This window comes from Pseudomonas sp. Marseille-QA0332 (assembly GCF_054950175.1).
The window spans coordinates 4,087,385-4,112,772 of record NZ_CM143106.1 but is presented as its reverse complement, the minus strand read 5'-3'; the positions used below and the strand labels follow the sequence as shown (position 1 = coordinate 4,112,772).

Here is a 25,388-nt window from a genome sequence, read left to right as displayed (position 1 = left end):
TTAGTCCTTTAAGTAACTTGATATGGTTTGTCGGCTAGTACTTAGAATTTTTGCCAAGTCAACTTGAGTAACATTGTATTCTCGATGAAGCAAGCGAGAGATGTTTTTCTTTTCAGTAATTGAAAGCTCTCCATTTGTTGGCATGGCGGTATTCCCTAGAGTGCTCTCGACAACCGCGCTGATTACAGAACCAAGATTTATTTCTGATTTTGATAATATGCATTTCCGTCGCGTGGCTATAGATATGCTCTCAATATCGGCGCCGCTGAGCCCTTCAGACAACTCTGCGAGAAGCTTGTTTATACCTTCTTCTCCAGAATCTAAAAACAGAAAATGATTCCAGAGATTTTCTCTCATATCGCAATCTGGGGTCTGGAATTTGATTTTGTATGGAAAACGCCGCCAAATTGCTGGATCTAATAACCCAGAGTGATTTGTGGCTGCTATGACAACTGAGTGATCATCAAGAGAGTCTAAACCCTGGATTAAGGTATTAACCACTCTTTTTAGCTCACCTAATTCGTGACGATCATCTCTAAGTTTCGCTACTGCGTCCACTTCATCCAAAAAAAGAATAGCATTCTTCTTGGGAGCAAAGTCGAATATCTGCCGAAGATTTTTTGCAGTATCTCCCAACAGGGATGATATAACTGACTCAAGCCTAACAACATATAATGGTCGATTAAGCTGAGCGGCTATGTGACCAGCAATCAAGGTCTTGCCTGTGCCTGGAGGTCCCGACAATAAAAGATTGAGGCGCCCTGCGAGCCCGTGTGAAATCAGCTCATCAATATTTATTACATCAGCAATAAATGTTTGAAACACATTTCTGGCATCACCATTGAGAAACAAGGGGCTCACCGGCCACTGGGCTTCCTCCAACAAAGGCATGCGTGATTTAGTGTCGACCGGCAGACTTTCCATGTACCCCGAACTCTGAAGAGGTACACCTCTCTTTCGCAAGATCGACTTAATTTTTTGCGCCGACTCTAAATCATAATTGCTTATAGATTTAGCGATCTTATTGCTGGCTGAGCGGACATCGGAATAATTAGCTTCAAGAGAGGCTTCTATCAGCGCAATGATGTCTTCCGATCTAACCTGCATTTTTACTTCCTCAGCGTATCACGTGCATATGACCTTCAATGCTAACCAATTGCACACATGTGTCAAGCAAGAAAGCCAATTATGACAAGCCTTACGTCGAATTCGTAAACCCACAGCAGCATCCATGGCTATGGAGTGAGGCTAGGAGGTCAATCACAGAATGGACAAGCACAGCTTCGGCAAGGAGTGACCTGTGTATTTGACTATCGAAAGGCTAAGACTTATCGCAAATGCACTGGCCTCAAGGTCTCGCTGCACAGTCCTGCTATCACCAGCCACCTTAATCACGCCCGGAACGCCAGCTAGGCACTGCATAACAATCTCGCCATGTGCCTAGCTAGCATGCGAGCGCTGCAGAGTAGCTTGGCCGGCAGGTCCGTAAGGATAAAAACTACAAAAAGCCCTACGTAACAGAGAAAACTCTTACAATCCTCGGCCGCATTCCTACGATTTTTCTCCTCCATTGATACACAAGAGATAGCACCGTGAGTGACTCAGACAGCTCATCCGCGCCACTGGTTGACGTAGTGAAGCTCGCCGCATCCCTTCAGCGTTTCGCAGATGATCGCGACTGGCAGCAATTCCACTCTCCCAAAAATCTCATCCTGGCTCTCACTGGAGAGGTAGGCGAGCTGTGCGAGATTTTCCAATGGATGAGCGATGCCGACTCGATCTCCGCCGCAACAGACCCCGAAATCGGCCAAGCCGTCAAGGACGAACTGGCGGACGTACTGATGTATCTGGTTCGCCTGAGCAGCGTACTCGGCGTTGACCTCAACGAGGCGGTGACACAGAAACTCGCCTCGAATGGCCAGAAGTACCCCGTAGATAAAGCCAGAAGCAACAGTAAAAAGTACGACCGACTCTGACCAACACGCACCTAAGGACAACCCGTGATCGTTTACGCTGCGACCAAACAGCAATTTCTCAAAGACAACGATAACGATGACATTGAGGAGGTGATCCTCAGGCACTACAAGGAAGCTACCGGCAAGAACGTTGGCACCTCGGAAATCAGGTCGTGGCAAGGGTCCCTAACGTACATGGCCAAGGTCCTTAGAGATGAGGGCCTGCCGAGCGATGCGGGCCTGGCCATTGAATTGCACATTCCGCAGTCGTCGAAGCGAATCGACTTTCTACTCACCGGTCGCGACGAAAAACAGGCAAAAAAGGCCGTACTGATCGAGCTGAAGCAATGGAGCAAGGCCAACGCCACGACCAAAGACGCCATCGTCAAAACGGCGTTGGGTGGCGGCCTCATTGAGACCATTCACCCGTCCTATCAGGTATGGTCCTATGCAGCGCTGCTGGAAGGCTTCAACGAGGCGGTGTATGACAAAAGCATCGAAATCCGTCCGTGTGCCTACCTCCATAACTACGTCAGCGACGGGGTCATAGATTCAGCCCACTATGAGCCCCACATCAGCAAGGCTCCGCTGTTTCTGAAAGGCCCGGAAGAGCTCAGTAAACTCAGAAGTTTTCTGAAAAAGCATATAAGCCATGGCGACAACAAAGAGGTGCTGTACGAGCTGTCCGAAGGAAAAATCCGCCCGTCCAAGGCGCTAGCCGAAGCCCTCGGCGGGTTGATGAAAGGCAAACCCGAGTTCGTGTTGATTGACGATCAGAAAGCCATTTTTGAGTCGGCGCTGGCGGCGGCAAGCGAGGCTTCGGACCAAGCACCCAAGGTGATGATCATCGAAGGTGGACCGGGCACCGGAAAAACTGTTCTGGCTATCAATCTGCTGGTGAAGCTCACCGAATTGAAGCTGATGAGCAAATACGTCTCCAAGAATGCCGCCCCTCGCAAGGTCTACGAAAGCAAACTGGTTGGCACCATCAAGCGCAGCCATTTCTCGAATTTCTTTTCAGGCTCTGGGGCATTCATCGATACTGAGCCCAACACATTCGATGCGCTTATCGTGGACGAAGCTCACCGGCTGAATGAGAAAAGCGGGCTTTATGGAAACCTTGGGGAAAACCAGATCAAGGAGCTGATTGACTCAGCGAAATGCTCCATTTTCTTTATTGATGAGGACCAGCGTGTAACCTTGAGCGATATCGGCAGCAAGCAGGCGATACGCGCCTTTGCAAAAGTCAAAGGTGCTGTGGTGGAAGAACACGTGTTGTCTTCGCAGTTTCGCTGCAGTGGTTCTGACGGTTACCTGGCATGGCTGGATGACACGCTGGGCATTCGCTCGACGGCAAATCCGACGCTTGAGACCCAAGAGTACGAGTTTAAGGTGTTCGACTCACCTCAGGCGATGCATGACGCAATCAACGAGAAAAACCACGGAAACAAAGCTCGTGTGGTCGCCGGCTATTGCTGGCCTTGGTTGAGCAAGAAAGACCCCACCGCTGCTGATATCGTGATTGGTGACTACAAACGCCAATGGAACCTGGATCAGGATGGCAGCCTGTGGATCATCGCTGAGAACTCCATTGAACAGGTTGGCTGCATTCATACCTGCCAAGGTTTGGAAGTCGACTACATCGGGGTGATTATCGGACCAGATCTGGTCGTACGTGACGGTCAGGTAGTGACATCTCCGGATGAGCGCGACAAGCACGATAAATCGATTCGCGGCTGGAAAAAAATGATGAAAGAGCAACCTACCCTCGCGAAAAGTGAAACAGACCTGATCATCAAAAATACGTACCGAACCCTGATGACAAGGGGGATGAAGGGTTGCTACCTGTACTGCACCGACAAAGAGACTGCGCAGTACTTCGAGAGTCGGCTTAGCCAGCACGGTAATCATTGACGGTATCATCGTCAGGAGCTCCTGTACGTGCGAGTAGGGACATCGTACGCGCAGGGGCGACAATCGACAGCACGACCATTTGCTTTATAGATTTGGACCCGATTCGCGTTTGGGGGCGGTTCACAAAAGCACCATCCATCGGAATCCAGACCACGCAGCGTTCCAACTGGTATTCCAAGCAAGTTGAGCAAAAAATTATTTACCAGCAAAAACAGATAGATATCGACCGGTTTCAAATTACCCCGGCCCAGCAATTCTAATGAAAAGACACCCACCGGCCCAAGAAAGACTTTTTTACCCACGATTCCCCGACCACTGACTGAAAAACCTCCCCTGAAACAGCCTGCCATGGCCTCTTCAGGCGTCGCCCAAACACCGGCCAAGCCCGAACCGCATGCTCGTGACCCTATCCGTCCAACCCCATCCTGCAAACCGCCCCACCCCATCATCTCCCGCCTGCCTTCAAGCAACCGCAGTACCACGATGTATCGCAAAACAGCCCCGCCAAAGGCCCCCCTTCACTCCCCGCCCTCACCCTGCACCAAGCGCCAATGCCCAATCTGCTGACCGATGTTCCAGTAAATGATCTGTTCATACAGCTGGCGGACGAAGTCGGCGTCGAAGTCGGCTTCGGCGGCCCAGCGCAGCCGTTCCTCGAGCATCGCCGCGACCCGCTCCGGCGCCGGTATCGCCTGTTCGTTGGGCTTGAAGCGTATCGCGGCCTTCACGTAGCCCAGGCGTCTTTGCAGGGCCTCGAAGATCTGTCGGTCATGAAAGTCGATGCCTTCGCGGATGTCGCTCAGGCTGGTGCAGTCGTCTGGTGTTTTCAGGTGCGGCATTAAGCGGTTCTCGATATGGCGAAAGGAGGGGCGAAGCCCAGGCTAGATGACATCGTACTGCGCTCCGCAGGAGCGGGCCGGTGCCGAGCGCAGCGGGTGGAGGCGCGCACGCTTTGCGGGCGATGGGTCGGCCTGTTGCGTGCCGGGCCGGTGCTCGGCGATCAGTTCGTCGATCAATGCGTCGAGCTTGCTCCGGTCGTAGTGATGCGGCGTGGTGATCAGGTGCGCGGTGTCGCCCGAGGTCGCCAGGCAGTACTTGCGGGCGAGCTGCGGCGAGGGGCAGGGAAACACCACGGTGATCGAGTTGTCATTGCGCCAGGCCGCGATGCCGGCGCCCTGCAACCGGTCCACGGCGTACTGGGCGGCGTCCAGGCTGTCCTTGATGCGACGGCGCCACTGGGCTGGCGAATGACCGCGCAGGGCCGCCCACATGATCATCGGCGTATGGCCGTTGCGCGAGCCGCTGATGGTCTTGTCGTTTGCCGAGATATAGTCCACCTCCACGGAGATACGCTCGACGTTGTCGCGCTTGGCCACCACGATCCCGCAGGGGATGGGCGAGCCGATCATCTTGTGCCCGGAAACGCAGATCGAATCGATGCCATCGGCGAAGGTGAACGGTTGCGGCTGGTCGACGAAGGGCAGGATCATGCCACTCAACGCGGCGTCGGCATGCAGGTAGTAGTCCTTGCGCGCGATGCCGGCCTGCTCGAGCAGGCGCTGGATCTTGCCGATGTCGTCTACCGCGCCGCGCATGGTGGTGCCGATGTTGGCGAAGATGATCGGATGCCGCTCGCCATCGGCCTGGATCCGGGCGAGCAGGTCCTCGTAGTCGATCTCGCCGTTGGGCAGAGACTCGACCGCGCGGCACTTGATGCGCAGCAGCTTGACGATCTTGGCGACCGAATAATGGGTGTCCCGCGAGTAGTAGAGCGTGCCATCCGGGAACAGCTCGCGGGCCAGGTAGCAGCCGAACATGTTGCCTTCGGTCCCGCCATTGGTGACGTAGCCCCAGCTGTCCTCGTGGTCAATGCGGAACAGCTCGGCGAAATACGCCATCACGTCCCGCTCGAAATCGAACGAGTTGAGCAGGTAGTTGCTCGACTCGCTCCAGTCGCCGCAATTGTTGATGGAGAACCGGAAGAACCGGTGCAGGTGCGAGTAATCGAAATCGGCGTTCTCCGGGTAGCCGATGTTGAAATACTGGTTCTCCAGGCAGTGTTGCCAGAACGCATCCAGCTGGCGCTGATCGGTGACAGACAACGTCATGTTCGACTCCTTTCAAATGGATCGGCAGGCGCGCCCCGCCGGGGGCGCCTGCCGTCGTGCGTCAGGCGGCCTTCTGGCGTGACTCGACCAGCGACCACCAGCTGCCCAAGGTCGGCGACTTGGCCAGCTCCTCGAAGCTCACCTCCACGCCACGTGCCTTGAGTTCGGCTGCCAACTTCATCACCAGCAACGAGTCCAGCCCGTAGAAGATCAGGTTCTCCTCGGGGTCGAGCGTCTCGCCGTCGTCGACCAGCGGCTGCAGGCGGCTCTGCAGCCAGGCCCGGGTGTTTTCCACCGCCAGCAGCTGGCGCAGCCGCTTCTTGTCGATCTTGCCCACCGGCGTCAGCGGCATGACATCGATCAGGCGGATGCGATCAGGCAGCTTGTACTCGGCGATGCCCAGCTCCAGCAGGTGGCGCCTGAGCGCCGAGGCCTTGAGGCCTGGGTTGCGGGACACTACATAGGCGCAGCTCTTCTCGCCCAGTACCTCGTCGGGCATGGCCACCAGGCCCGCATGAGTGACGTCCGGGTGCAGCACGATCAGGTTCTCGATCTCTTCGGAGGCGACCTTCTCGCCGCCGCGATTGACCTGATCCTTGATCCGCCCGACCACCCGCAGGTCGCCGCTGGCGGTGAGCTGCACCAGGTCGCCGGAATAATAGAAACCGTCCTGGTCGAACGCGCTGGCGTTCTGTTCAGGGCTCTTGTAGTAGCCGCAGAAGGTGTAGGGCCCGCGCGTGGCGAGCATGCCGGGTTCGCCCGGGGGCACCGGCTGGCCAGCCTCGTCGACGATCTTGATCTCGTCGCCGGGGCTGATGGGGCGGCCCTGGGTGGTGAAGATCTGCTCGTCGCTGTCATCCAGCCGGGTGTAGTTGATCAGCCCCTCGGCCATGCCGAACACCTGTTGCAACTTGCAGCCCAGCACCTGCGGCACCTGGCGTGCAAGCGAGTCGGCGAAGACCGCGCCACCGACCTGCAGGTACTGCAGCGAGCGCAGCTGTTGCTGATGCTGCGGCGCGGCCTGGAGCCAGAGGGCCACGGCGCTCGGCACCAGCGCGACGGTATTGATCTCGTGGCGCTGGACCAGCTCGAAGCAGCTGGCCGGTTCCGGGCTGGCGGCCATGACCACGCAGCCGCCGGCATGGAACACGCCCAGCGCGCCGGGCGAGCTGAGCAGGAAGTTGTGCGCCGCCGGCACCGCGCTGAGGAACCGGGTGTGCGGGCCTAGCGCGCAGATCTCGGCGCAGGTGCGGGCATTGTAGTGATAGTCGTTGTGCGTGCGCGGGATCAGCTTGGGCGTGCCGGTGCTGCCGCCGGACAGCTGGAACAGGGCCACCTGCCCCGGCGCGGTCGGCGCGTAGGCGACCGGTTGCAGGCTAGGCGTCTCGATCCAGCGCGCCAGGTCGTGCTCGGCATCGGGCTCGTTGATCAGCAAGCTGATGCGCGGGCTGGCGCCAACCTCGGCGAACGCCTCGAGATAGCGGTCGTCGCGGAAGAACTCGTGCTCGCGCGAGGCGATCAGCAGCGCCGGCTGGATCTGCCGGGCGTAGGCCACGAGCTCCAGCTTGCGATGGCTGTATAGCGCGTTGAGCGGCACGATCCCGGCCTTGAGCAGGGCGAAGAGCACGATATGGAACTCGGCCACGTTGGGCAGTTGGACCAGTGCCGTGTCGCCCTGCCCCAGGCCCTGCTCGGCCAGGCGCGAGGCCAGGTTCGACGACAGCCGCTCGAGCTCGCCATAGGTGAAACGGCGCTCGCCGCAGATGATCGCGGTGGCGTTGGGCTGCGCCTGGCTGCGCGCATGCAGGATCTGGCCGAGCGGCTGGTCGATCCAGTAGCCGCTGTCGCGATAGCGTTGCGCCCGGTCCTGGGGCCAGTCGGTGAATTCGATCGTCATGATGGGGTTCCGGAAAAGGTTGGATCAGTGGGAAAGTCCGCAGGCACGCAACATGGTGCCCAGTTTGGCCTGGACTTCCGCCCATTCGGAGTCGGGCTGCGAGCTGTCGACGATGCCGGCGCCAGCGAACAGTCGAACCCGGTTGTCGCGCACCGTGCCGCAGCGGATGGTCACCACCCACTCACCGTTGCCCTGGGCATCGCACCAGCCCACCATGCCGGTGAACAGGCCACGCTCGCCGGACTCGACGAAGCGGATCAGCTGTCGTGCCCGCTCGGTCGGGAAGCCGCACACGGCCGGGGTGGGATGCAGCCGGCAGGCCAGTTGCAAGGCCGATACCGTCGGGTCGGCCAGGGTGCCTTCGATGCGCGTCGACAGGTGCCAGAGCGCAGGCGTACTGATCAGCGAGGGGCGTTGCGGGACATCGAGCCGGGTACACAGCTCGCCGACTCGCGCGGCAATGTCCTGGGTGACGAAGCCGTGCTCGTAATGGTCCTTCTGCGAAGCGGACAGCCACTCGGCGTTGCGTCGATCGGCCTGGGCATCGGCCATGCGCCGGATCGAGCCGGCCAGCGGATTGGAGACGAAGCAGGCGCCCTCCTTGCGAACCAGCAGTTCGGGGCTGACGCCCAGCAGCGTGCCGCCATCGCTCAGCGGCACGCGGAAGTGATAACCGCCCGGGTTCTGCGCTCGCAGGTTGCGCTGCAGGCTGTCCACCTCGACCTTCTCGGCGAACACCAGCTCGCGCTGGATCGACAGCACCGCCTTGCGCACATCGCTGTGGCGGAAGTTGACGATGGCATGCTCCACCGAGCGCTTGAAGGCGTGCGCCTCCGGCAAGTTGCGCTGTTCGAGCAAGGCAGGCAGCGCTACCGGCTCGAGGTCGGCGGCGCTGGTACGCGCCTGCCAGCTGGCGTGCTCGGGAATGTACAGGCACGAGGCCTCGGCGGTGTCGAAAGGAATCGCACCGACCAGCACCGGGTTGGCCTGGCCGCGCTTGCGGGCCTGTTCGAAGGCTTGCGACACGGCGTGCTGGAAGATGCCGGCGGCCTCGTCGCCCTGCAGCGCCGGGGTTTCGATGCGCTGCATCGCGCCGCTGCACAGCAGCTCCCGATCCCCCGAAGTGAAGGAAAAGACCGTCTCTGCATCAACCGCATGCGCGCCTGGCAGCGCGTCGGTCTTGAGGTTAACCGCGCTCATCGGTATGTCGAGCCTCCATGCTGAATGATGAATTTAGGGTTTGAATCTAAATGGTTATCGTTTCTAATAGAGGACGACATATTTTTTTACTTGTCAATCACAGGGAACGAGTGGGCCATGAAAGAATTAACCTCGATGCAGGCCGCCTGCTGGAGCGGTCGGGCCGCTCGTGACGCGCTGGGCATGGTGGGCGCTCACCTCTATGCCGAGTTCGACGGGCAGGCCGTGGATCCCGCTCGGCTGCGACGGGCCGTGGCGCACATGAGCCTGCGCCACCCCATGTTGCGCCTGCGTCTGAGCGCCGACGGCCAGCAGTACATCGCGCCGGCGCAAGAAGCTCCCCAGCTGGAAGTCGAGGATCTGCGGCAGTCGAGCCCGCAACAGGCCAGCGAGCGTCTGCTGCACAAGCGCGAGGCGTGGACTCACCAGCAGCTCGACCTTCGCCAGGCGCCGCCTGTGCGGCTGGGCCTGAGCCTGCTGGCCGACCAGCGAGTGCGCCTGCACGTGGACGCCGACATGATCGCCGTCGACCCTTCGAGCTTCCGCATCCTGATGGAAGACTTCGCCGCCGCGTATGAGGCGCCCGAGGCTGCCTTGCCGACAGCTCCGGACTTCTTCGACTGGTGGGACCGGGTGCGCGCCGATCCGGCGCTCAAGGCCGCGCGTTCGCGCGATCGTGACTGGTGGCGCGAACGGCTGGAGCGCATCGCCCCCGCGCCGAACCTGCCCTTGCACGCCGGCCAGCCGGCACGGGCACGCAGCGAACGACTGCATGCCTGGCTCGATGCGGCCCAGCGCCAGGCCTTGCAACGCCTGGCGCGCGACCGCCGGATCAGCCTCTCGAGCCTGATGCTGGGCCTGTTCGCCACGGTGCTCGGGGCGCACACCGGCGATCGCCGCTTGCGATTGAACGTGCCGAGCTTCTGGCGCGAACCACTGGTCGAAGGCATCGAGCGTACCGTTGGCGAGTTCGCCAATGTGCTCATGCTGGATGTCGACCTGGATGCCGCCGCGCATCCGGCTGCCTTGTGCGCGCAGCTCGCCGACCAGGTGACCGAGCGGCTGGCGCACGGCGCCTGGTCGGGCGTCGACCTGATGCGCGAGCTGTCGCGCCGGCACGGCTCGACGCAACTGGCACCGGTGGTATTCACCGCGGCGCTGGGCCTGCCCGGCGGCGAACTGTTCTCCGAGCGTGTGCGGCGGGTATTCGGCACGCTGGCCTGGACCATCTCGCAAGGCCCGCAAGTGGCGCTGGATGTGCAGGTCGCCCGCGCCGATGGTGGCATCCTGATCAACTGGGACGTCCGCCTCGACGCCCTGCCGCGTGGCTGGGTCGTGCAGTTGTTCGAGCGCTACACGACGCTGGTACGCAGTGTCGCCGAGCATCCCGGCGTTCTCGACCAGCCCCTGGCCGAGCGCCCCGGCGAGCGGCCCCTCGACCCGCTGCAACAGGCCTATGTGCTCGGACGCGGGACCCACATGCCGCTGGGCGGCGTGGCCATGCAGGAGTTTCGCGAATACCGTGGCACGCTGGATATCGATCTGCTGCGCGCCCGGCTCGAGGCCATGGTGCGCCGGCACCCGAGCCTGCGCACGCGGATCGACGCGCACCGCCGCGTGCAATTCGTCAGCCCCGAGCCGCAGGTCAACCTGGACGTGGTGGATCTTTCGCGGATGTCGAGGGAACAGGCGCTGCAAGCCATCGAGAGCCGGCGCGAGGCCTACGCGCATGCACATTTCGAACTCGACCGGGCGCCGTGGAACATCACCGCGTGGCGCCTGGCCGACGACCAGTGGGTAGTCTTCGCCCGACTGGACGCGCTGATCCTGGACGGGCGCTCGATCGCCGCGCTGCTGGTGGAGCTGTTCGGCGAGCCGGCCGGCGAAGCCGAACCCGGCCAGGCCGAGCCGGTCGACAAGGCCGAACTCGCCCGGCAGCGCCAGGCCGATGCAGCCTACTGGGAGCACAAGCTCGCCGGCGTGACCGGCCCACCCTGCCTGCCCTGGACCCAACCGCTGGAGCAGATCGCCAGTTCGCGCTATGCCCGTCAGCGCCTGCGCATTCCCGCGCCGGTGTTCGCCGCGCTGGGCAAGCTGGGTGCCCGGCAACGGCTGTTCAAGCATGCGACCCTGACAGCGGTGGTGCTGGAAGTGCTTTCGCACTGGGTGCGCGAGGGCGACCTGTGCGTGGCGATGCCAGTCGCCATACCGAACCAGAGCGCGTTCGCCAACCACTCGAGCTTCATCGCGGTCAACTGGTCGCGAGCCTGCGGCAGCTTCACGCAACGGGCGGCCCGCCTGCAGACCGACGTGCTCGAAGGCTTGCAGCACTTGGCGTTTTCCGGCGTCGACCTGGCGCGCCAGCTGTTCGAGCGCCACGGCCCCGGGCCGGTGTTGCCAGTGGTGGTCACCAACGGGTTGTCCTGGCCGGTGGCGCCGGCCGACAGCCCGATGCGCCTGCACGACGGGCTGACCCAGACGCCACAGGTGGCGATGGACGTGCGCTTCTCCAGCGACGCCGAGGGCAGCTTGCTGCTGGAGATCGACCATGCCTGCCAGGCGCTCGATCCGGCGTGCGTGCGTGACCTGCTGCAGGCACTGGATCGCACGATACGCCGGATCGTCGACCGCGATCGCTTCGCCATCGAACCGAACACGGTGGTCGACACCGGCCACTATCAGCTCAACAGCCCGGTCGCTGACGCCAGCCACGAGGCGTTCCTCGAACGCATCGCCGAGCGGTTGTTCGACCCCGACAATCACAGGACCGCCCTGATCAGCGGAGATCGACGCATCAGCTACGCCGAGCTGGGTGCCGAGGTGGCGCGGGCGATCGCCGCGCTCGAGGCCCGCGGCGTGAAACAGGGCCAGGTGCTGGCGCTGTGCCTGCCACGCAGTCCGGCACACACCATCTTGACCCTGGCCTGCGCCCTGACCGGGGTCATCTGGGTGCCGATCGATGCCGGGGCGCCCGCGCAACGCCGCCAGTACCTGCTCGACAACTGTCGACCCGACCTGGTGGTGCTGGCCGAAGGCGAGGCCTTCGGTCACCCCAGCGCCACCTGCGAGGCGCTGCTCGCCGAGCCGGCACCAGCCCCGGCCAGCCTGCCCCGCCTGTCGCTGAGCGAAGCGCCGGCCTATTACCTGTACACCTCGGGCACCACCGGCAAGCCCAAGTGCGTGGTGCTCGACAACCGCGCCACCGCCAACGTCATCGGCAGCACCCTGGCCCGCTGGGCAGTGACCGAGGACGACGTGTTCATGTCCGTCACGCCGCTGCACCACGACATGTCGGTGTTCGACGTGCTCGGCAGCCTCACGGCCGGTGCCACGCTGGTGCTGCCCGGCGCCGACGAGGACAAGGACGCGCTTGCCTGGCACGCGCTGATCGCCCGCCACCAGGTGAGCCTGTGGTGCACGGTCCCGGCCATCCTGGACATGCTCCTGGCCTGCCGTGGCGAGCACTCCCTGCAGAGCCTGCGGCTGATCGCCCAGGGCGGCGACTACATCAGGCCGACGACCATTGCGCAACTGCGCGCGCTGCTGCCAGAGGCGCGCCTGGTCTCCCTGGGCGGCCCGACCGAGACCACCATCTGGAGCATCTGGCACGACATCGGCCCCGATGACCAAGGCTCGATCCCCTATGGCCGGCCGCTACCGGGCAATCGCTACCTGGTGCTCGACGAGCATGGCGAGCATTGCCCGACCGGCGTGGTGGGCCGGATCCACACCGCAGGGGTGAACCTGGCGCTGGGCTACCTGTTGGACGGTCAACTGCAGCAGACCGACTTCGTCACGGTCGAGGACGAGCACGGCGAGCCGGTGCGGGCTTTCCGTACCGGCGACTGCGGACGCTACCGCGAGGACGGCGTGCTGCTGTTCGACAGCCGGGTCAATGGCTACGTGAAGATACGCGGGGTGCGCGTCTCGCTACCGGACATCGAGATGGCGCTTGCCAGCCATCCGGCGCTACGCCAGGTGCTGGTGGTCGACTACGGCGATCCGCGCGCTGGTGAGACCTGCCTCGGCGCGCTTTACGTCGGCACGCCGGACGCGGCGCCGAGCGTGGCCGAACTGCGCGCCCACGCCCGTCGGCAGCTGCCGCAGTCGCATGTACCGACCCGCCTGCTGAGCGTGACGGGCCTACCGCTTTCGCAGAACGGCAAGCCCGATCGCCAGAAAGCCCGCAGCCTGCTCGAGGCAACGGCCTCGGCGCCAGCCCGTGCCGAACCTGACAACCCGGTGCTGGGCATCTACCTGAAGGTGCTCGGCCAGACACCTTCGGACCCGGTCGATGCGGCGGCGAGCTTCCTGAGCCTGGGCCTGCGCCCGCAGCACCTCAAGGCGATCGCCGCCGGCCTGCGCGAGCGATTCGGCGTCGAGCTCTCGCCGACGCAACTGCTGCGCTGTCGCAATGCGCAGGACGTCGAGCGCCTGCTCGCCACCGCCGTCGCCTGAGCCCAACACACCATCCACACGCACCCGAGCGTGGCGCCACAGCCGGCGGCCGCGCTCATGCAGACAGCACCTAAGGAGAGGGATCGGATGAAAGACCTACCCACTGCGGACATCACGGGGATCGGCCTGGGCCCCTTCAACCTGGGCTTGGCCGCACTGCTCGAGGCCCACCCCGGCCTGAGCGCCACGTTCCTTGAACGCAAGAGCGAATTCCGCTGGCACGAAGGTCTGCTGTTGCCTGGCACGACCCTGCAGGTACCGTTCCTGGCCGACCTGGTGTCCATGGCCGACCCGACACACCGCTTGAGCTACCTGAACTACCTGCACCAGCACGAACGGCTCTATCAGTTCTACTACTACGACAACTTCCAGGTTCCGCGCCGCGAGTACGATCATTACTGCCGCTGGGCCTCGCAACAGCTGCCCAGCTGCCGCTTCGGCGAAGAGGTCAGCGACGTGCGCTACGACGCCGGCGCCGAGCACTTCCTGGTCCAGACCCAGTCGTTGTCCGGCTTTAGGCGGCAGTACCACAGCAGGCATCTGGCAGTCGGAGTCGGTACCGCCCCTTGGCTGCCACGCTGGGCGCAAACCGGCTCGCCAGCGCCGATCATGCACTCGGCGGAGTTCGGCAAGCGCCGCGCAGAGCTGGCCGAATGTCGCCAGGTCACCGTGGTCGGCTCGGGACAGAGCGCCGCCGAATGCGTGCTGGCGCTGTTCAGCGAGCTGACCCCCGAACGGGTCGCCGCTGGCGCCTCGATCCGCTGGATCACCCGCTCGCCCGGATTCCATCCGATGGAATACTCGAAGCTCGGTCAGGAATGCTTCACTCCGTCCTACATGGAGTACTTCCACAGCCTGCCCCGCGAGCGACGCCGCGACATCGTCGCCACCCAGGGTCTGCTGTACAAGGGCATCAGCTTCTCGACCATCGCCGACATCTACGACCTGATCTACGAACGCTCGATCGGCGGCGTGGAGCCGGGCCTGACGCTGTTGTCGAACTGTGAGGTGGAACGGGTCGACACGGTCGGGGGCGCGCTGCGCATCGCCTATCGCCATCGGGAGCTGGGCCAGGCCAGCGTCCTCGAAGCGGACGCCATCGTCGCGGCCACGGGTTACTCCCATGCCTGGCCGGCGTGGTTCGAACGCTTCAAGGGCGAGATCCTGGCCACTGACGAGTACGGCGACTGCATCGTCCATGAAGATTTCACCGCGCGCCGTTGCGACGACGGTGCCGGGCGCATCTTCGTGCAGAACGCCGAGATCTTCCAGCACGGGGTCGGCTCGCCCGACCTGGGGGTGGCCGCCATCCGCAACGCGACCATCGTCAACCGGCTGCTGGGCCGCGCCCATTACCGCCTGCCGAGGCGTTCGTCGTTCCAACGCTACGGCATGCACGAAGCCTGAGCGGCGCACACGGCATGCCGGCCACGAAGGCCGGCATGCCCTGGCTCACGCCAGTAGCCGCCGGACCTCCAGCGCCGCCGTCTGGCCATGGGTGAAGGCGCCGATGACCCGTTCGATGGTGTCGCTCAGCAAGGCCATCTGCGCCTGGCCATAGCGCGCCGTGAGGTAGGTCACGACCAGGCGCAGCGCTCGCTTGCCGTCGATCACGTTCTCCATGATCTCGAACTGGATGCCGAACATCGACTGGCTCTTGTCCGGGTCGATCTGCCGGTAGCGGATCGGCTCGCCGCCAGGCGCGCCCAAGGCACCGTTGAGGGCATTGTTGGCGTGGATCTGGATGTAGACATCGAACAGCAGGCCTTGCTCGGGGGCCATGCCCAACGCCTGCTGGATCTGCTCCATGGGCACGTCGGCATAGGCCATGGAATCGTTGATCAGGCGGCTGACACCCTCGATCATCTGGCCGACCGGCTGGTTCGGCTCGAACCGCACGCGGTGCGCCACCATGGTGGTGAAATAGCCGACCGTGTCGTAGTAGGCCGGATCGGTGCGCCCGGAGGCCGAAGTGCCGATCACCAGCTCGCGCAGGTCGCCCATCTTGTGCAGGGCCAGGGCAATGGCGGTATAGAGCACACCGAACAGCGACGAGTCGTTCTGCCGAGCGAAGCCGTACAGCTGGTCGATGGTGGCCTGGTCGGGCGTGATCTCGAACCAGCGGGCATCGGTCGAGCCCTGGCTGGCCGATGTCGAGCCAGGGCCGGCCTGGTCGTCGAGCGCAGGCAGGACCAGGCCCGGGGTAGCGCCACGCAGCATGTCGGTCCAGTAGGCCAGGTGCCGCGGATCGATACCCTCGGCACGCGCCTGCAGGGCGTATGCCTGGAACGACGGCGCCGGTGCCTTCCAGGCCGGCGCGCGGTCGCTGGCCCGTGCCTGGTAGGCCTGGGCCAGCTCCTGCATCATCACGTTGAGCGACCACTCGTCGATCGCCATGTGGTGCACCAGCAGTGACAGACGCTGGCGTTGCTGCGTCGCATCGCGGAAGAACCGCACGCGCATGGGCAGCTCCCGGGACAGGTCGAAACGGTGGCTGGCCTCGCTGGCCAGGCTCGCGCCCTGGCTCTCTTGGCTCGACCAGAACCACTTGTAGCGCGACAGGCGCTCGAGCGGGACCAGGCGCTGGAGGGGCTCCGGGCCATCGAAATGGTAGGTGGTGCGCAGGCTGGCGTGGCGGTGCACCAGGTCGGTGAAGGCTTGTTCGAAGATCGCCTCGTCGACCGGGTCGAGGAAGTCCATGGCGAAGGGCAGGTTGAAGATGGTGCCGAAATCGAAGGCTTGGTAGGCGCGCCCCAGCGATGCCTGGGCAGGCGCGAAAGGTGCCTCCTGCACTTCGCCGATTTCCCGACCACGGCCGGCCAGAGTAGCGTCCAGCACCTGCGCGCGGGCGGCCAGGGCGGCGGCCGAGGAGGCACTGAAGAAGTCGTTGAAGCGGACCTCCACGCCATGGGTTTCGGCCAATCGGCCGATGATGCGCGTGGCCAGCAGCGAATGGCCGCCGAAATCGAAGAAATCATCGTTGGCGGTCATGCCAGGTTCCGCCAACGCCTGGCGGAACTCGTCGAGGATGATCGCCTCGACCGCGTTGCCAGTGGCGGCCTGCGTGGCTGGCGCGCCCATGCCGTCGACCAGCTCCCCGGCCTCGGCCGCACGACCCTGCAGCCAGGGCAGGTTCGGCACCCCGACCGGGCGCCCGGCGCAGGCGTCCAGGGTCATGCGGTAAAGGTCATCCTCGCGGCACACCTGGTCGAGGATCGGATGCAGCACGAACGCCAGGATCGACCCCTGCCCTAGCTGCATGACCCGCGCTTGCAGCGGCGGCTGGGTGTGCGGCTCCCAGGGCTGCGCCTGAAGGGCCAGCAGTTGCTCGCGGGCCTCGAGCTCGTCACGCACCTGCAGCACGCCGACGCAATCGCGCCAGTGCGTGCCGACCAGCTTGAGCAGCTCGCCGTCGTCATCGAAAAGGTAACGGGCGTTGAGCTCCGGCAGGCTCTGGACGACCGCGCCGAGCGCGGCCTCCAGCCTGGCCGGCTCGAACTCGCCGGCCAGGCGCCAGGCGCTGAAATGCTTCATGGCGCGTTCGGGATCTTGCGCCTGAAGAAGCCAGGCCTGCTCTTCGTGGGACGTGACGGGCAGTGTCTGCGTGCCCGGATTGAGTTCCATCATGGAAATTCCTACCTTGTCGAACTGGACGATAAGCAGCAGAGGCACATGCATGCCGGCGAACCCATCCAGGGGCCGGGGGAGCGGTGCCGCCTTTTGGCGAGCACCGCGGGTGAGCAGGTCCATTGCGCAAAACCTGCAAACAAATTAATCTTAATGATAATAATACATATTATCATTAGTCAAAAGTCTGGCGTCAGCCAGGCGCCGGGGAGACGTACCGTGGACAAGGGATCGTTCGCGCTCAGGCAGCAGATGGAGCGGCTGTATCTCGATCATCACAAATGGCTGACCAGCCTGCTGCGACGCAAGCTGGGCAACTCGACCGATGCCGCCGACCTCATGCACGATGTCTACCTCAAGCTGATCGGTAAAGGCCGCGTACCTACGGCCGCCGAGTGCCGCTGCCACCTCACGCAGATCGCCAAGGGCATGGTGGTCGACCTGCACCGCCGGCGCCGCCTGGAGGCCAGCCACCTCGAGACGCTCAAGGACCAGCACGAACCGCTGGCCCCTTCCGAAGAAACCCGCGCCCTGGCCGCCGAGAGCCTGGCGCGGATCGACAGCATCCTGCGCGACCAGCCCAGGGCGCGAGAGGCGCTGCTGCTGCATCGCCTGGAGGGCATGGGGCATCGCGACATTGCCACGCAACTTAACGTCTCGGTCTCTTCGGTCGAGAAATACATCGCCTCGGGCGTGCGTGCCTGCATGTCGCATGTCTGAAGTCCTTGGGCCAAGACGCGAGGGTTGCCACCAAAGCCGCCGGACGGCGATCAGGCAAGGCGAAGACAGGCGGGCACGCCGGGCGTACGGGCTGCACCGGGCATTCCAGATCGCTTCCGACGCGGCCCGATCGTTGAGGATCTGGCCGCGCCGTTCGTAATACACAGTAAGTGCCGTGGCAACCCGGCATGCCAAGGACACCAGGCCGCCCTCGGGCACCTGCAGCCATCTACCAGGAGAACCAATGAGCATCAACGAGGCGAGCGAGGCCAAACCCTCGCCCAGCGGCACCGTATCGCAGGTCCTGCAACCGATACGCGGACGACTGGTCGTCGCCGGCCTGATGGCCGCCGTCGGCAGCCTGCTGACCCTGGTGCCGCTGGCCGGCATCGCGCACATCGCCCGACGGATGCTGGAGCAGGCTGACAGGGTCGGCGCCCCGTCACTGACCGGCGACATATGGCAGACCATCGGCCTCAGCCTGGCCAGCCTGGTCGCCGGCATGACCTTGATCGGGCTGGCGGAAACACGGGCTCACCTGGCCGACAACCAGATCACCGGGCAGCTGCGCCAGGCGATCGTCCGACGCCTGGCCAGGGTGCCGCTGGGCTGGTTCACCAGCAGGGCTTCCGGTGAGGTCAAGCAGGCCATGCAGGACGATGTGGATACCTTGCACAGCCTGACCGCGCACTTCTACACCACGCTCGGCCGCGCGGCCGGCGCGGTGACCGGCGCGGTGCTGTACCTGTTCGCGATGGACTGGCGCATGGCGCTGGTATCGCTGCTGCCTTTCCCGCTGTTCTTTCTTTTCGTCAAGCGCGCCACCCAGGCCAGCAGCGCCAACATGCAGGCATTCGGTGCCGGCATGGCGCGCATCAACAACGCGGTGGTCGAATTCGTCAACGGCCTGGCGGTGGTCAAGGCGTTCGGCATCGAAGGCAAGGCCCACGGCAGCTACCGCGACGCCGTGGATGCCTTCGCCGCGGCCTTCACCGACTTCACCCGCCCGCTGGTCAATGCCATGGCCAATGCCCATGCCCTGCTCACCCCGGTCGCCGTGCTCGGGGTGGTGCTGACCTGCGGCACGCTGTTCAGCTGGCTGGGCTGGATCCGCCCGGTGGATATCCTGCCCTTCGCGCTGGTCGCCCCTGGCATGTGCGCGCCCTTGCTGCTGCTGAGCTACATCACCCATGACTTGCAGAACGCCACTGGCGCCGCCCAGCGAGTGCACGCCCTGCTGCATACGCCAGTGCTGGAGACCCTCGCGCCCGGCCAGGCGGCGTCCCCGGCCAATGCCGAGATCCGTGTCGAGCAGTTGAGCTACGCCTATGGCGATACGCCGGTGCTGCGGGACGTCAGCTTCACGCTACGGCCCGGCACCGTCACCGCCATCGTCGGGCCCTCCGGCGCGGGCAAGTCGACCTTGGCGCGCCTGCTGCTGCGCTTCTTCGACCCCGACGCCGGGCGCATCACCCTGGGCGGGGTGGACCTGCGCCAACTGGACAGCGCGCAGCTCTATCGCGCCGTCGGCTTCGTGCTGCAGGATGTCCGCCTGATCCACGCCAGCCTGCGCGACAACATCGCCCTGGGCCGACCTTCGGCGACCCAGGAAGACATCGAGGCCGCCGCCCGGACCGCCAACATCCACACGCGCATCCAGGCCCTGCCCCGTGGCTACGACTCGGTGATCGGCGAGGACGCGCAACTGTCCGGGGGTGAACTGCAACGGGTGAGCATCGCCCGCGCCGTGCTGCTCGACCCACCGGTGCTGGTGCTGGACGAGGCCACCGCGGCGGCCGATGCCGAGAACGAAGTGCAGATCCAGCGGGCCCTGTCGCGCTTCGCCCGCGGCCGCACCGTGCTGGTGATTGCGCACCGGCTCGATACGGTGATGCACGCCGACCAGATCATCCTGCTGGACAAGGGGGGCATCCAGGAACAGGGCACCCACGCCCAGCTGCTCGCGCGCAATGGCCGCTACGCCCGTCTCTGGGCGTTGGGCGGCTACCAACAGGCCGACCAGGAGGCAGCCTCGCCATGCTGAAGACCTTCATCACGCTGCTGGGCAAGGATGCCCGTATCCTGCATCGCTACCTGGGCCTGACACTGCTCTACGGCCTGCTTTGCGGGCTGGCCATCGTCGCCGTGGTGCCGGTGCTCGGCAGCCTGCTGCGCGATGCGCCAGGCGCCGCGGCCGGCTGGCTGTGCCTGCTGCTGGTCGGCGTCGGCCTGTGCTGGGCCCTGCGGCGGGAAGTCGAGAAACAGGGCATCCGGGTTGGCATCGCGGTATTGCAGAGCGGCCGGCATCGGCTGGGCGACCATGCGGCGCAGGTGCCGCTGGGCTGGTTCGACGCCAGCAACACCGCGCGGCTGAGCCACGTCACCACCCAGGGCATGATGACCCTGGCGCAGCTGCCGGCCCACGTCTTCACCCCGCTGCTCACCGCACTGATCACCCCGACCGTGGTCACCGTGGCACTGTGGCTGCTCGATCCACGCATGGGCCTGATCGCCCTGGTGGCGCTGCCGATGCTCTTGCTGGTATTCGCCATGACGGCCCGCCTGGGCCTGCGCGCCGACGCGCGGCACCATGCGCAGACCGCCCAGGCCAGCCGGCGCATGGTCGAGTTCGCCCAGGCGCAGTCGGTGCTGCGCGCCTTCAATGGCGAGCAGGGCGGCACGCGCTTTCTGGAACAGGCCATCGGCAGCCAGCAGCAGGCGGCCAGGCGCCTGATCCAGGTGTCGGCCATGTCGGTGGTGCTCAACAGCTGGGCCGTGCAGGCGGTGTTCGCCGTGCTGCTGGTCGCCGCCACGCTGTCGCTCGGCGAACTGACCGGCGATGGCTTGCCGGCGGATTCACTGGTGGCGGTGATCCTGGCGCTGCTGCTGACCACCCGCTACATCGATCCGTTGCTGGAGGTGGCCAGCTACAGCGAAGTGCTGCGCGGGGCGCGCAGCCAGCTGGCGGTGGTGGACGAGCTGCTGGCCGTGCCACCGCTGGCCCAGGCGCGCGATCCCCAATCACCCAGGGATGGCACGATCGAGTTGCGCGACGTGAGCTTGCGCCATGGCGAGGGCCAGCCCGAGGTGCTCAGGCAAGTCAGCCTGAGCATCCCCGCCGGCAGCATGACCGCCCTGGTCGGCGCGTCAGGTTCGGGCAAGACCACGCTGATGCGCCTGATCGCCCGCTTCTTCGATGCCAGCGAGGGCAGCGTCCTGGTCGGCGGCGTCGACGTACGGCAGATGTCCAGTGGCCAGCTGGCCGCGCAGATCAGCCAGATCTTCCAGGATGCCTACCTGTTCCAGGGCAGCATCGCCGACAACATCCGGGTCGGCAAGGCTGACGCCAGCGACGCCGAAGTGCTGGAGGCGGCGCGCCAGGCCGGGGTGCTGGAGATCATCGAGCGCCTGCCGCAAGGGTTGGATACCCCCGTGGGCGAAGGCGGCGCGCGCCTGTCCGGTGGCGAGCGCCAGCGCATCTCCATCGCCCGCGCGCTGATCAAGGACGCCCCGATCCTGCTGGTCGACGAGGCCACCGCCGCGCTGGACGCCGAGAACCAGGCGGCCATCAGCGAGACGCTGGCGCGCCTGCGCACAAAGCGCACCCTGGTGGTGATCGCGCACCAGCTGTCGACGGTGGCCATGGCCGACCAGGTCGTGGTGCTCGAGCAAGGCCAGGTGCGCGAACAGGGCAGCCCTGCACAGCTGCGCGAGGGCGCCGGCCTGTATGCGCACTTCCTGGCCCAGCGGCAGGCTGCCAAGGGCTGGCGGATCGCCGGGGACACGTCGTGCGAGGAGCCCGCTTGAGACCTGTCGTCCTGTCGCTCCTGTTCGTGGTGCTGTGCGTGCTGTCGCTGATGGTCGGGGTCAAGGAAGTGGCCTGGCATGACCTGCTGGCGTTGTCCGAGGACGCCTGGCTGACCCTGACCGCCAGCCGCCTGCCACGCCTGGCCGCGCTGGTGCTGACCGGGGTCGGGCTGGCGATGTGCGGGGTGATCCTGCAACAGATCGTGCGCAACCGCTTCGTCGAGCCGGCCACCAGTGGCGGGCTCGACGCGGCCAAGCTCGGCATCCTGGTCGCGCTGACCGTGTCCCCCGCCACCGGCACGGTCGGCAAGATGCTGACCGCGCTGGCCTTCTGCTTCGCCGCCAGCCTGCTCTACGTGGCGCTGATACGTCGGATCCGCTTCAAGAGCATCGTGCTGGTGCCAGTGCTGGGCCTGATGTACGGCAGCGTGCTCAGCGCCATCGCCGAATTCTATGCCTACCGCCACAACTTCCTGCAGAGCATGCAGGGCTGGCTGCTGGGTGACTTCTCGCGGATCGTCCAGGGCAACTACGAGATCATCTACCTGGTGCTGCCGATCGTGGCGCTCATCTACCTGTTCGCCCAGCGCTTCACCGTGCTCGGCATGGGCGAAGGCATGGCCAGCAGCCTGGGCCTGAACTACACCGCCCATGCCACGCTGGGCCTGCTGCTGGTGGCGGTGACGGTGTCGGTCACCGTGATCACGGTAGGCGCGATCCCCTTCGTGGGGCTGGTGATCCCCAACCTGGTCGCGATCTACTTCGGCGATAACCTGGTGCGGACCTTGCCAGTGGTGGCCCTGTGTGGCGCCTCCCTGCTGCTGGCCTGCGACATCCTCGGGCGACTGCTGATCTACCCCTTCGAAGTGCCGATCGGCCTGACCGCGGGCAGTGTCGGCGGGGTGCTGTTCCTGGTGCTGCTGGTGAGGAAGTACGCATGAAGCGCCCGCTGGCACGCCATGGCATCTGGCTAGTGGTCCTGCTCCTGGCGCTGGGCTTCCTGCTGCTGGGCTCGGGGCTGGACTTCGACTACGTCATCCCCAAGCGGGTCACCCGCCTGGCCGCGATGGTCATTGCCGGGGTGAGCATCGCCTGCTCCTCGGTGATCTTCCAGACCTTGGCCGGCAATCGCATCCTGACGCCGGCGATCATGGGCTACGAAGCCATCTACCTGCTGTTCCAGGCGTTGCTGATCCTCTGGCTGGGTACCCAGAGCCTGGTGCTGCTGGGCCGCCATGGCAACGTCTGGCTGTCGATCCTGCTGATGCTCGGGTATTCCTGGCTGATCCACCGCTGGCTGCTGCGCGACAGGCGCAACAATGTCTACCTGCTGCTGCTAGTGGGCCTGGTACTGAGCATGGTGATGGCCACCTTCACCCAGTTCATCCAGCTCAAGGTCAGCCCTGGCGAGTTCTCGATCCTGCAAGGCTTCAACTACGCCTCGTTCAACAAGGCCCAGCCGGCGCAGGTCATCTATTCGGGCGCGCTGGTGGCGGCCGCCTGCCTGGTCATGCGTCGCAGCCTGCCGGTGCTCGACGTACTGGCGCTGGGCCGCGACCAGGCGATTTCCCTGGGGGTCGACCACCTGCGCGCGCTCGGCGTGCAGATGACCCTGATCGCCATCCTGGTGGCCGTGTCCACCAGCCTGGTGGGGCCGACCGCGTTCATGGGCGTGTTCGTCGCCAACATCACCTACGGCCTGGCCAGGACCTTCCGCCACGCGGTGACCCTGCCACTGGCCAGCGGCATCGCCATCGCCGTGTTCATCCTTGCCCAGTACCTGGTCGAGCAGGTGTTCAACTACAACACGTCCGTCAACATCCTAATCAACCTGGTGTGCGGGGTGTACTTCCTCGCGCTGATGGTTCGCACACGAGGTAACGCATGATCACGCTCAGCCATGTCCACAAGGCCTACGGCGACAAGCAGGTACTGGGCGACGTCAGCGTGCGCTTCCCGGCGGGCAAGGTCACTTCGCTGATCGGCCCCAACGGCGCGGGCAAGACCACCCTGCTGATGCTGATCGCACGGTTGCAGACGGCCACCGGTGGCCAGCTGACCCTCGGTGGCCAGGACATCGCCTCGATCCCGGTGCGCGACTACGCCAAGCGCGTGGCGACCTTGCGCCAGGCGCCGGACTTCAACCTGCGCCTGACCGTGGAGGAGCTGGTCGCCTTCGGCCGCTTCCCCTACAGCCGGGGCAACCTCACCGCCGCGGACCGACGGGCCATCGACGAAGCCATCGAGTTCCTCTCGCTACAGGCCCTGCGCCAGCGCTACATCGACGAACTCAGCGGCGGACAGCGGCAAATGGCCTTCCTGGCCATGACCATCGCCCAGCAGACCGAATACCTGCTGCTGGACGAGCCGCTCAACAACCTGGACATGAAGCACGCCGTGCTGATCATGCGTGCCTTGCGCCGGCTGTGCGACGAGCAGGGTCGCACGGTGATCCTGGTGGTCCACGACATCAACTTCGCCGCCAACTACTCCGATCACATCGTGGCCATGAAGCACGGCGCGGTGCACTGCTGCGGGCCGGTGGCGGAGGTGGTCGACGAGCGCTGCCTGCGCGAGCTGTTCGAGCTGGACTTCGAGATTCTGCGCAGCGGACAGGGGTTCGTCTGCAACTACTTCAACCCACCGACATCAATGGAGCTGACATGAAGGCTGGCAACGTGAACAAGGCGGCCGCCGCGCTGCTGGCGGCGGCGATCGCCCTGGCCGTGCAGGGCTGCGACAAGGCCGAGGACAAGCAGGCGAGCATCGCGCCGCCGACGCCACAGGCATCGGCGTACCAGCCGGTGAGCGTCGAGCACCCGCTGGGTACCACGGTGATCGAGAAACTGCCCCAGCGCGTGGTGGCCTTCGACATGAGCGAGGTGGACAGCCTCGACCAGCTCGGGGCCCCCGTGGTCGGCATGGCCAAGGACTATGTGGCGGACTTCCTGGTCAAGTACCGGGACGATCCCCAGGTCGCCGACGTCGGCACCACCATCCAGCCCAACCTCGAGCGGCTGCACGCGCTCAAGCCCGACCTGATCCTCATTTCGCCGCTGCAGGCACAGAGCTACGCCGAGCTGAGCCAGATCGCGCCGACCCTGTACGACGATGTCGACCTGAGCAACCGGCAAGGCCACTTCATCGACACCGCCAAGGCCCACCTGCTGACCCTGGGTCGAATCTTCGACAAGCAGGACCTGGCTCGCGAAAAGGTCGCGCACATGGACGCCACGATCGAAAAGACCCGCAAGGTAACCGAAGGCCGCCCGGAAAAAGCTCTGATCGTGCTGCACAACAATGGCGCCTTTACCTCCTACGGGGTCAAGTCGCGCTATGGCTTCGTGTTCGACACCCTTGGCGTGAAACCGGCCAGCGGCGACATGGAGGCCGGGCTGCACGGCCAGCCGATCTCCAACGAGTTCATCCAGCAGGCCGACCCGGACATCCTCTACGTGATCGACCGCACGGCGGTGATGGAGCGGCGCCCGGCGCTGAACCTGCAGAGCCTGGACAACCCGCTGCTGCGCAAGACCAAGGCCTGGAACAATGGTCGGGTGGTGTTCGTCGACGCACAGACCTGGTACCTCTGCACCGCCAGCGTGACCTGCCTGGACCGCATGGCCAGCGAAGTGGTCCAGGGCTACGAGGGCTGAATCCGGCGATCGATACCCTGGAAAAGGCCAGTGCCACTACGGTAGT

The 25,388-nt window shown here is 64.3% G+C and carries 17 protein-coding genes; 11 read left to right on the top strand and 6 right to left on the bottom strand.

The annotated features are described in order from the left end of the window. On the bottom strand, positions 1 to 1,107 hold the full coding sequence (locus tag ACY8GK_RS19000; protein WP_028699919.1) for an AAA family ATPase: 1,107 nt from the start codon (positions 1,105 to 1,107) through the stop codon (positions 1 to 3). A gap of 485 nt (positions 1,108 to 1,592) precedes the next feature. Here ACY8GK_RS19000 and ACY8GK_RS18995 point away from each other — a divergent pair, with 485 nt between their 5' ends. Beyond that, positions 1,593 to 1,976 carry a nucleotide pyrophosphohydrolase gene (locus tag ACY8GK_RS18995; RefSeq protein ID WP_462401816.1) on the top strand — a complete coding sequence of 128 codons (384 nt, stop codon included), beginning with the start codon at positions 1,593 to 1,595 and terminating at the stop codon, positions 1,974 to 1,976. Between the two features lie 24 nt (positions 1,977 to 2,000). After that, positions 2,001 to 3,869 (top strand): DNA/RNA helicase domain-containing protein, encoded by a 1,869-nt coding sequence (locus ACY8GK_RS18990; protein ID WP_462401815.1) that lies wholly within the window; start codon positions 2,001 to 2,003, stop codon positions 3,867 to 3,869. A 518-nt stretch (positions 3,870 to 4,387) separates the two neighbouring features. On the opposite strand, the gene ACY8GK_RS18985 is transcribed toward ACY8GK_RS18990, so the two are convergent. From ACY8GK_RS18985 to ACY8GK_RS18970, 4 genes are all read right to left on the bottom strand, one after another. Then, positions 4,388 to 4,699, bottom strand: coding sequence for an isochorismate lyase (locus ACY8GK_RS18985; RefSeq protein WP_196178342.1), 312 nt, complete (start codon positions 4,697 to 4,699; stop codon positions 4,388 to 4,390). A gap of 51 nt (positions 4,700 to 4,750) precedes the next feature. After that, positions 4,751 to 5,977 carry a histidine decarboxylase gene (locus ACY8GK_RS18980; protein WP_462401814.1) on the bottom strand — a complete coding sequence of 409 codons (1,227 nt, stop codon included), beginning with the start codon at positions 5,975 to 5,977 and terminating at the stop codon, positions 4,751 to 4,753. A 61-nt stretch (positions 5,978 to 6,038) separates the two neighbouring features. Next, on the bottom strand, positions 6,039 to 7,874 hold the full coding sequence (locus ACY8GK_RS18975) for a (2,3-dihydroxybenzoyl)adenylate synthase (protein WP_462401813.1): 1,836 nt from the start codon (positions 7,872 to 7,874) through the stop codon (positions 6,039 to 6,041). 24 nt (positions 7,875 to 7,898) lie between these two features. Continuing rightward, positions 7,899 to 9,074, bottom strand: a complete 1,176-nt coding sequence (locus tag ACY8GK_RS18970; protein WP_462401812.1) for an isochorismate synthase — start codon at positions 9,072 to 9,074, stop codon at positions 7,899 to 7,901. A gap of 117 nt (positions 9,075 to 9,191) precedes the next feature. Between ACY8GK_RS18970 and ACY8GK_RS18965 the strand changes: the two genes are divergently transcribed. Continuing rightward, positions 9,192 to 13,532: an amino acid adenylation domain-containing protein gene (locus tag ACY8GK_RS18965; RefSeq protein WP_462401811.1), complete on the top strand. Its 4,341-nt coding sequence runs from the start codon at positions 9,192 to 9,194 to the stop codon at positions 13,530 to 13,532. An 87-nt stretch (positions 13,533 to 13,619) separates the two neighbouring features. Beyond that, positions 13,620 to 14,939 (top strand): putative histamine N-monooxygenase, encoded by a 1,320-nt coding sequence (gene basC, locus ACY8GK_RS18960; protein ID WP_462401810.1) that lies wholly within the window; start codon positions 13,620 to 13,622, stop codon positions 14,937 to 14,939. Positions 14,940 to 14,984: 45 nt separating this feature from the next. On the opposite strand, the gene ACY8GK_RS18955 is transcribed toward basC, so the two are convergent. Continuing rightward, a complete protein-coding gene (locus ACY8GK_RS18955; protein ID WP_230375843.1) occupies positions 14,985 to 17,282 on the bottom strand; it encodes a condensation domain-containing protein in 2,298 nt (765 codons plus the stop codon). Positions 17,283 to 17,378: 96 nt separating this feature from the next. Between ACY8GK_RS18955 and ACY8GK_RS18950 the strand changes: the two genes are divergently transcribed. The 7 genes from ACY8GK_RS18950 (at position 17,379) to ACY8GK_RS18920 (ending at position 25,342) form a co-directional block, all read left to right on the top strand. Next, the gene (locus ACY8GK_RS18950) at positions 17,379 to 17,879 is read left to right on the top strand and encodes a sigma-70 family RNA polymerase sigma factor (RefSeq protein WP_196178049.1); all 501 of its coding nucleotides are present in this window, start codon (positions 17,379 to 17,381) and stop codon (positions 17,877 to 17,879) included. Between the two features lie 244 nt (positions 17,880 to 18,123). Continuing rightward, positions 18,124 to 19,923, top strand: a complete 1,800-nt coding sequence (locus tag ACY8GK_RS18945) for an ABC transporter ATP-binding protein (RefSeq protein ID WP_462401809.1) — start codon at positions 18,124 to 18,126, stop codon at positions 19,921 to 19,923. Beyond that, entirely contained in the window at positions 19,917 to 21,686 is a 1,770-nt protein-coding gene (locus ACY8GK_RS18940; protein ID WP_462401808.1) for an ABC transporter ATP-binding protein, read from the top strand. Before ACY8GK_RS18945 ends, ACY8GK_RS18940 begins: the two co-directional genes overlap by 7 nt. Beyond that, positions 21,683 to 22,627, top strand: a complete 945-nt coding sequence (locus tag ACY8GK_RS18935) for an ABC transporter permease (RefSeq protein ID WP_462401807.1) — start codon at positions 21,683 to 21,685, stop codon at positions 22,625 to 22,627. Before ACY8GK_RS18940 ends, ACY8GK_RS18935 begins: the two co-directional genes overlap by 4 nt. Then, positions 22,624 to 23,574, top strand: coding sequence for an iron chelate uptake ABC transporter family permease subunit (locus tag ACY8GK_RS18930; protein ID WP_196178057.1), 951 nt, complete (start codon positions 22,624 to 22,626; stop codon positions 23,572 to 23,574). The genes ACY8GK_RS18935 and ACY8GK_RS18930 overlap by 4 nt, the downstream gene beginning before the upstream one ends. Next, positions 23,571 to 24,353, top strand: coding sequence for an iron ABC transporter ATP-binding protein (locus tag ACY8GK_RS18925; RefSeq protein WP_196178059.1), 783 nt, complete (start codon positions 23,571 to 23,573; stop codon positions 24,351 to 24,353). The genes ACY8GK_RS18930 and ACY8GK_RS18925 overlap by 4 nt, the downstream gene beginning before the upstream one ends. Then, positions 24,350 to 25,342, top strand: a complete 993-nt coding sequence (locus ACY8GK_RS18920; RefSeq protein ID WP_196178060.1) for a siderophore ABC transporter substrate-binding protein — start codon at positions 24,350 to 24,352, stop codon at positions 25,340 to 25,342. The genes ACY8GK_RS18925 and ACY8GK_RS18920 overlap by 4 nt, the downstream gene beginning before the upstream one ends. Positions 25,343 to 25,388 lie beyond the last annotated feature (46 nt).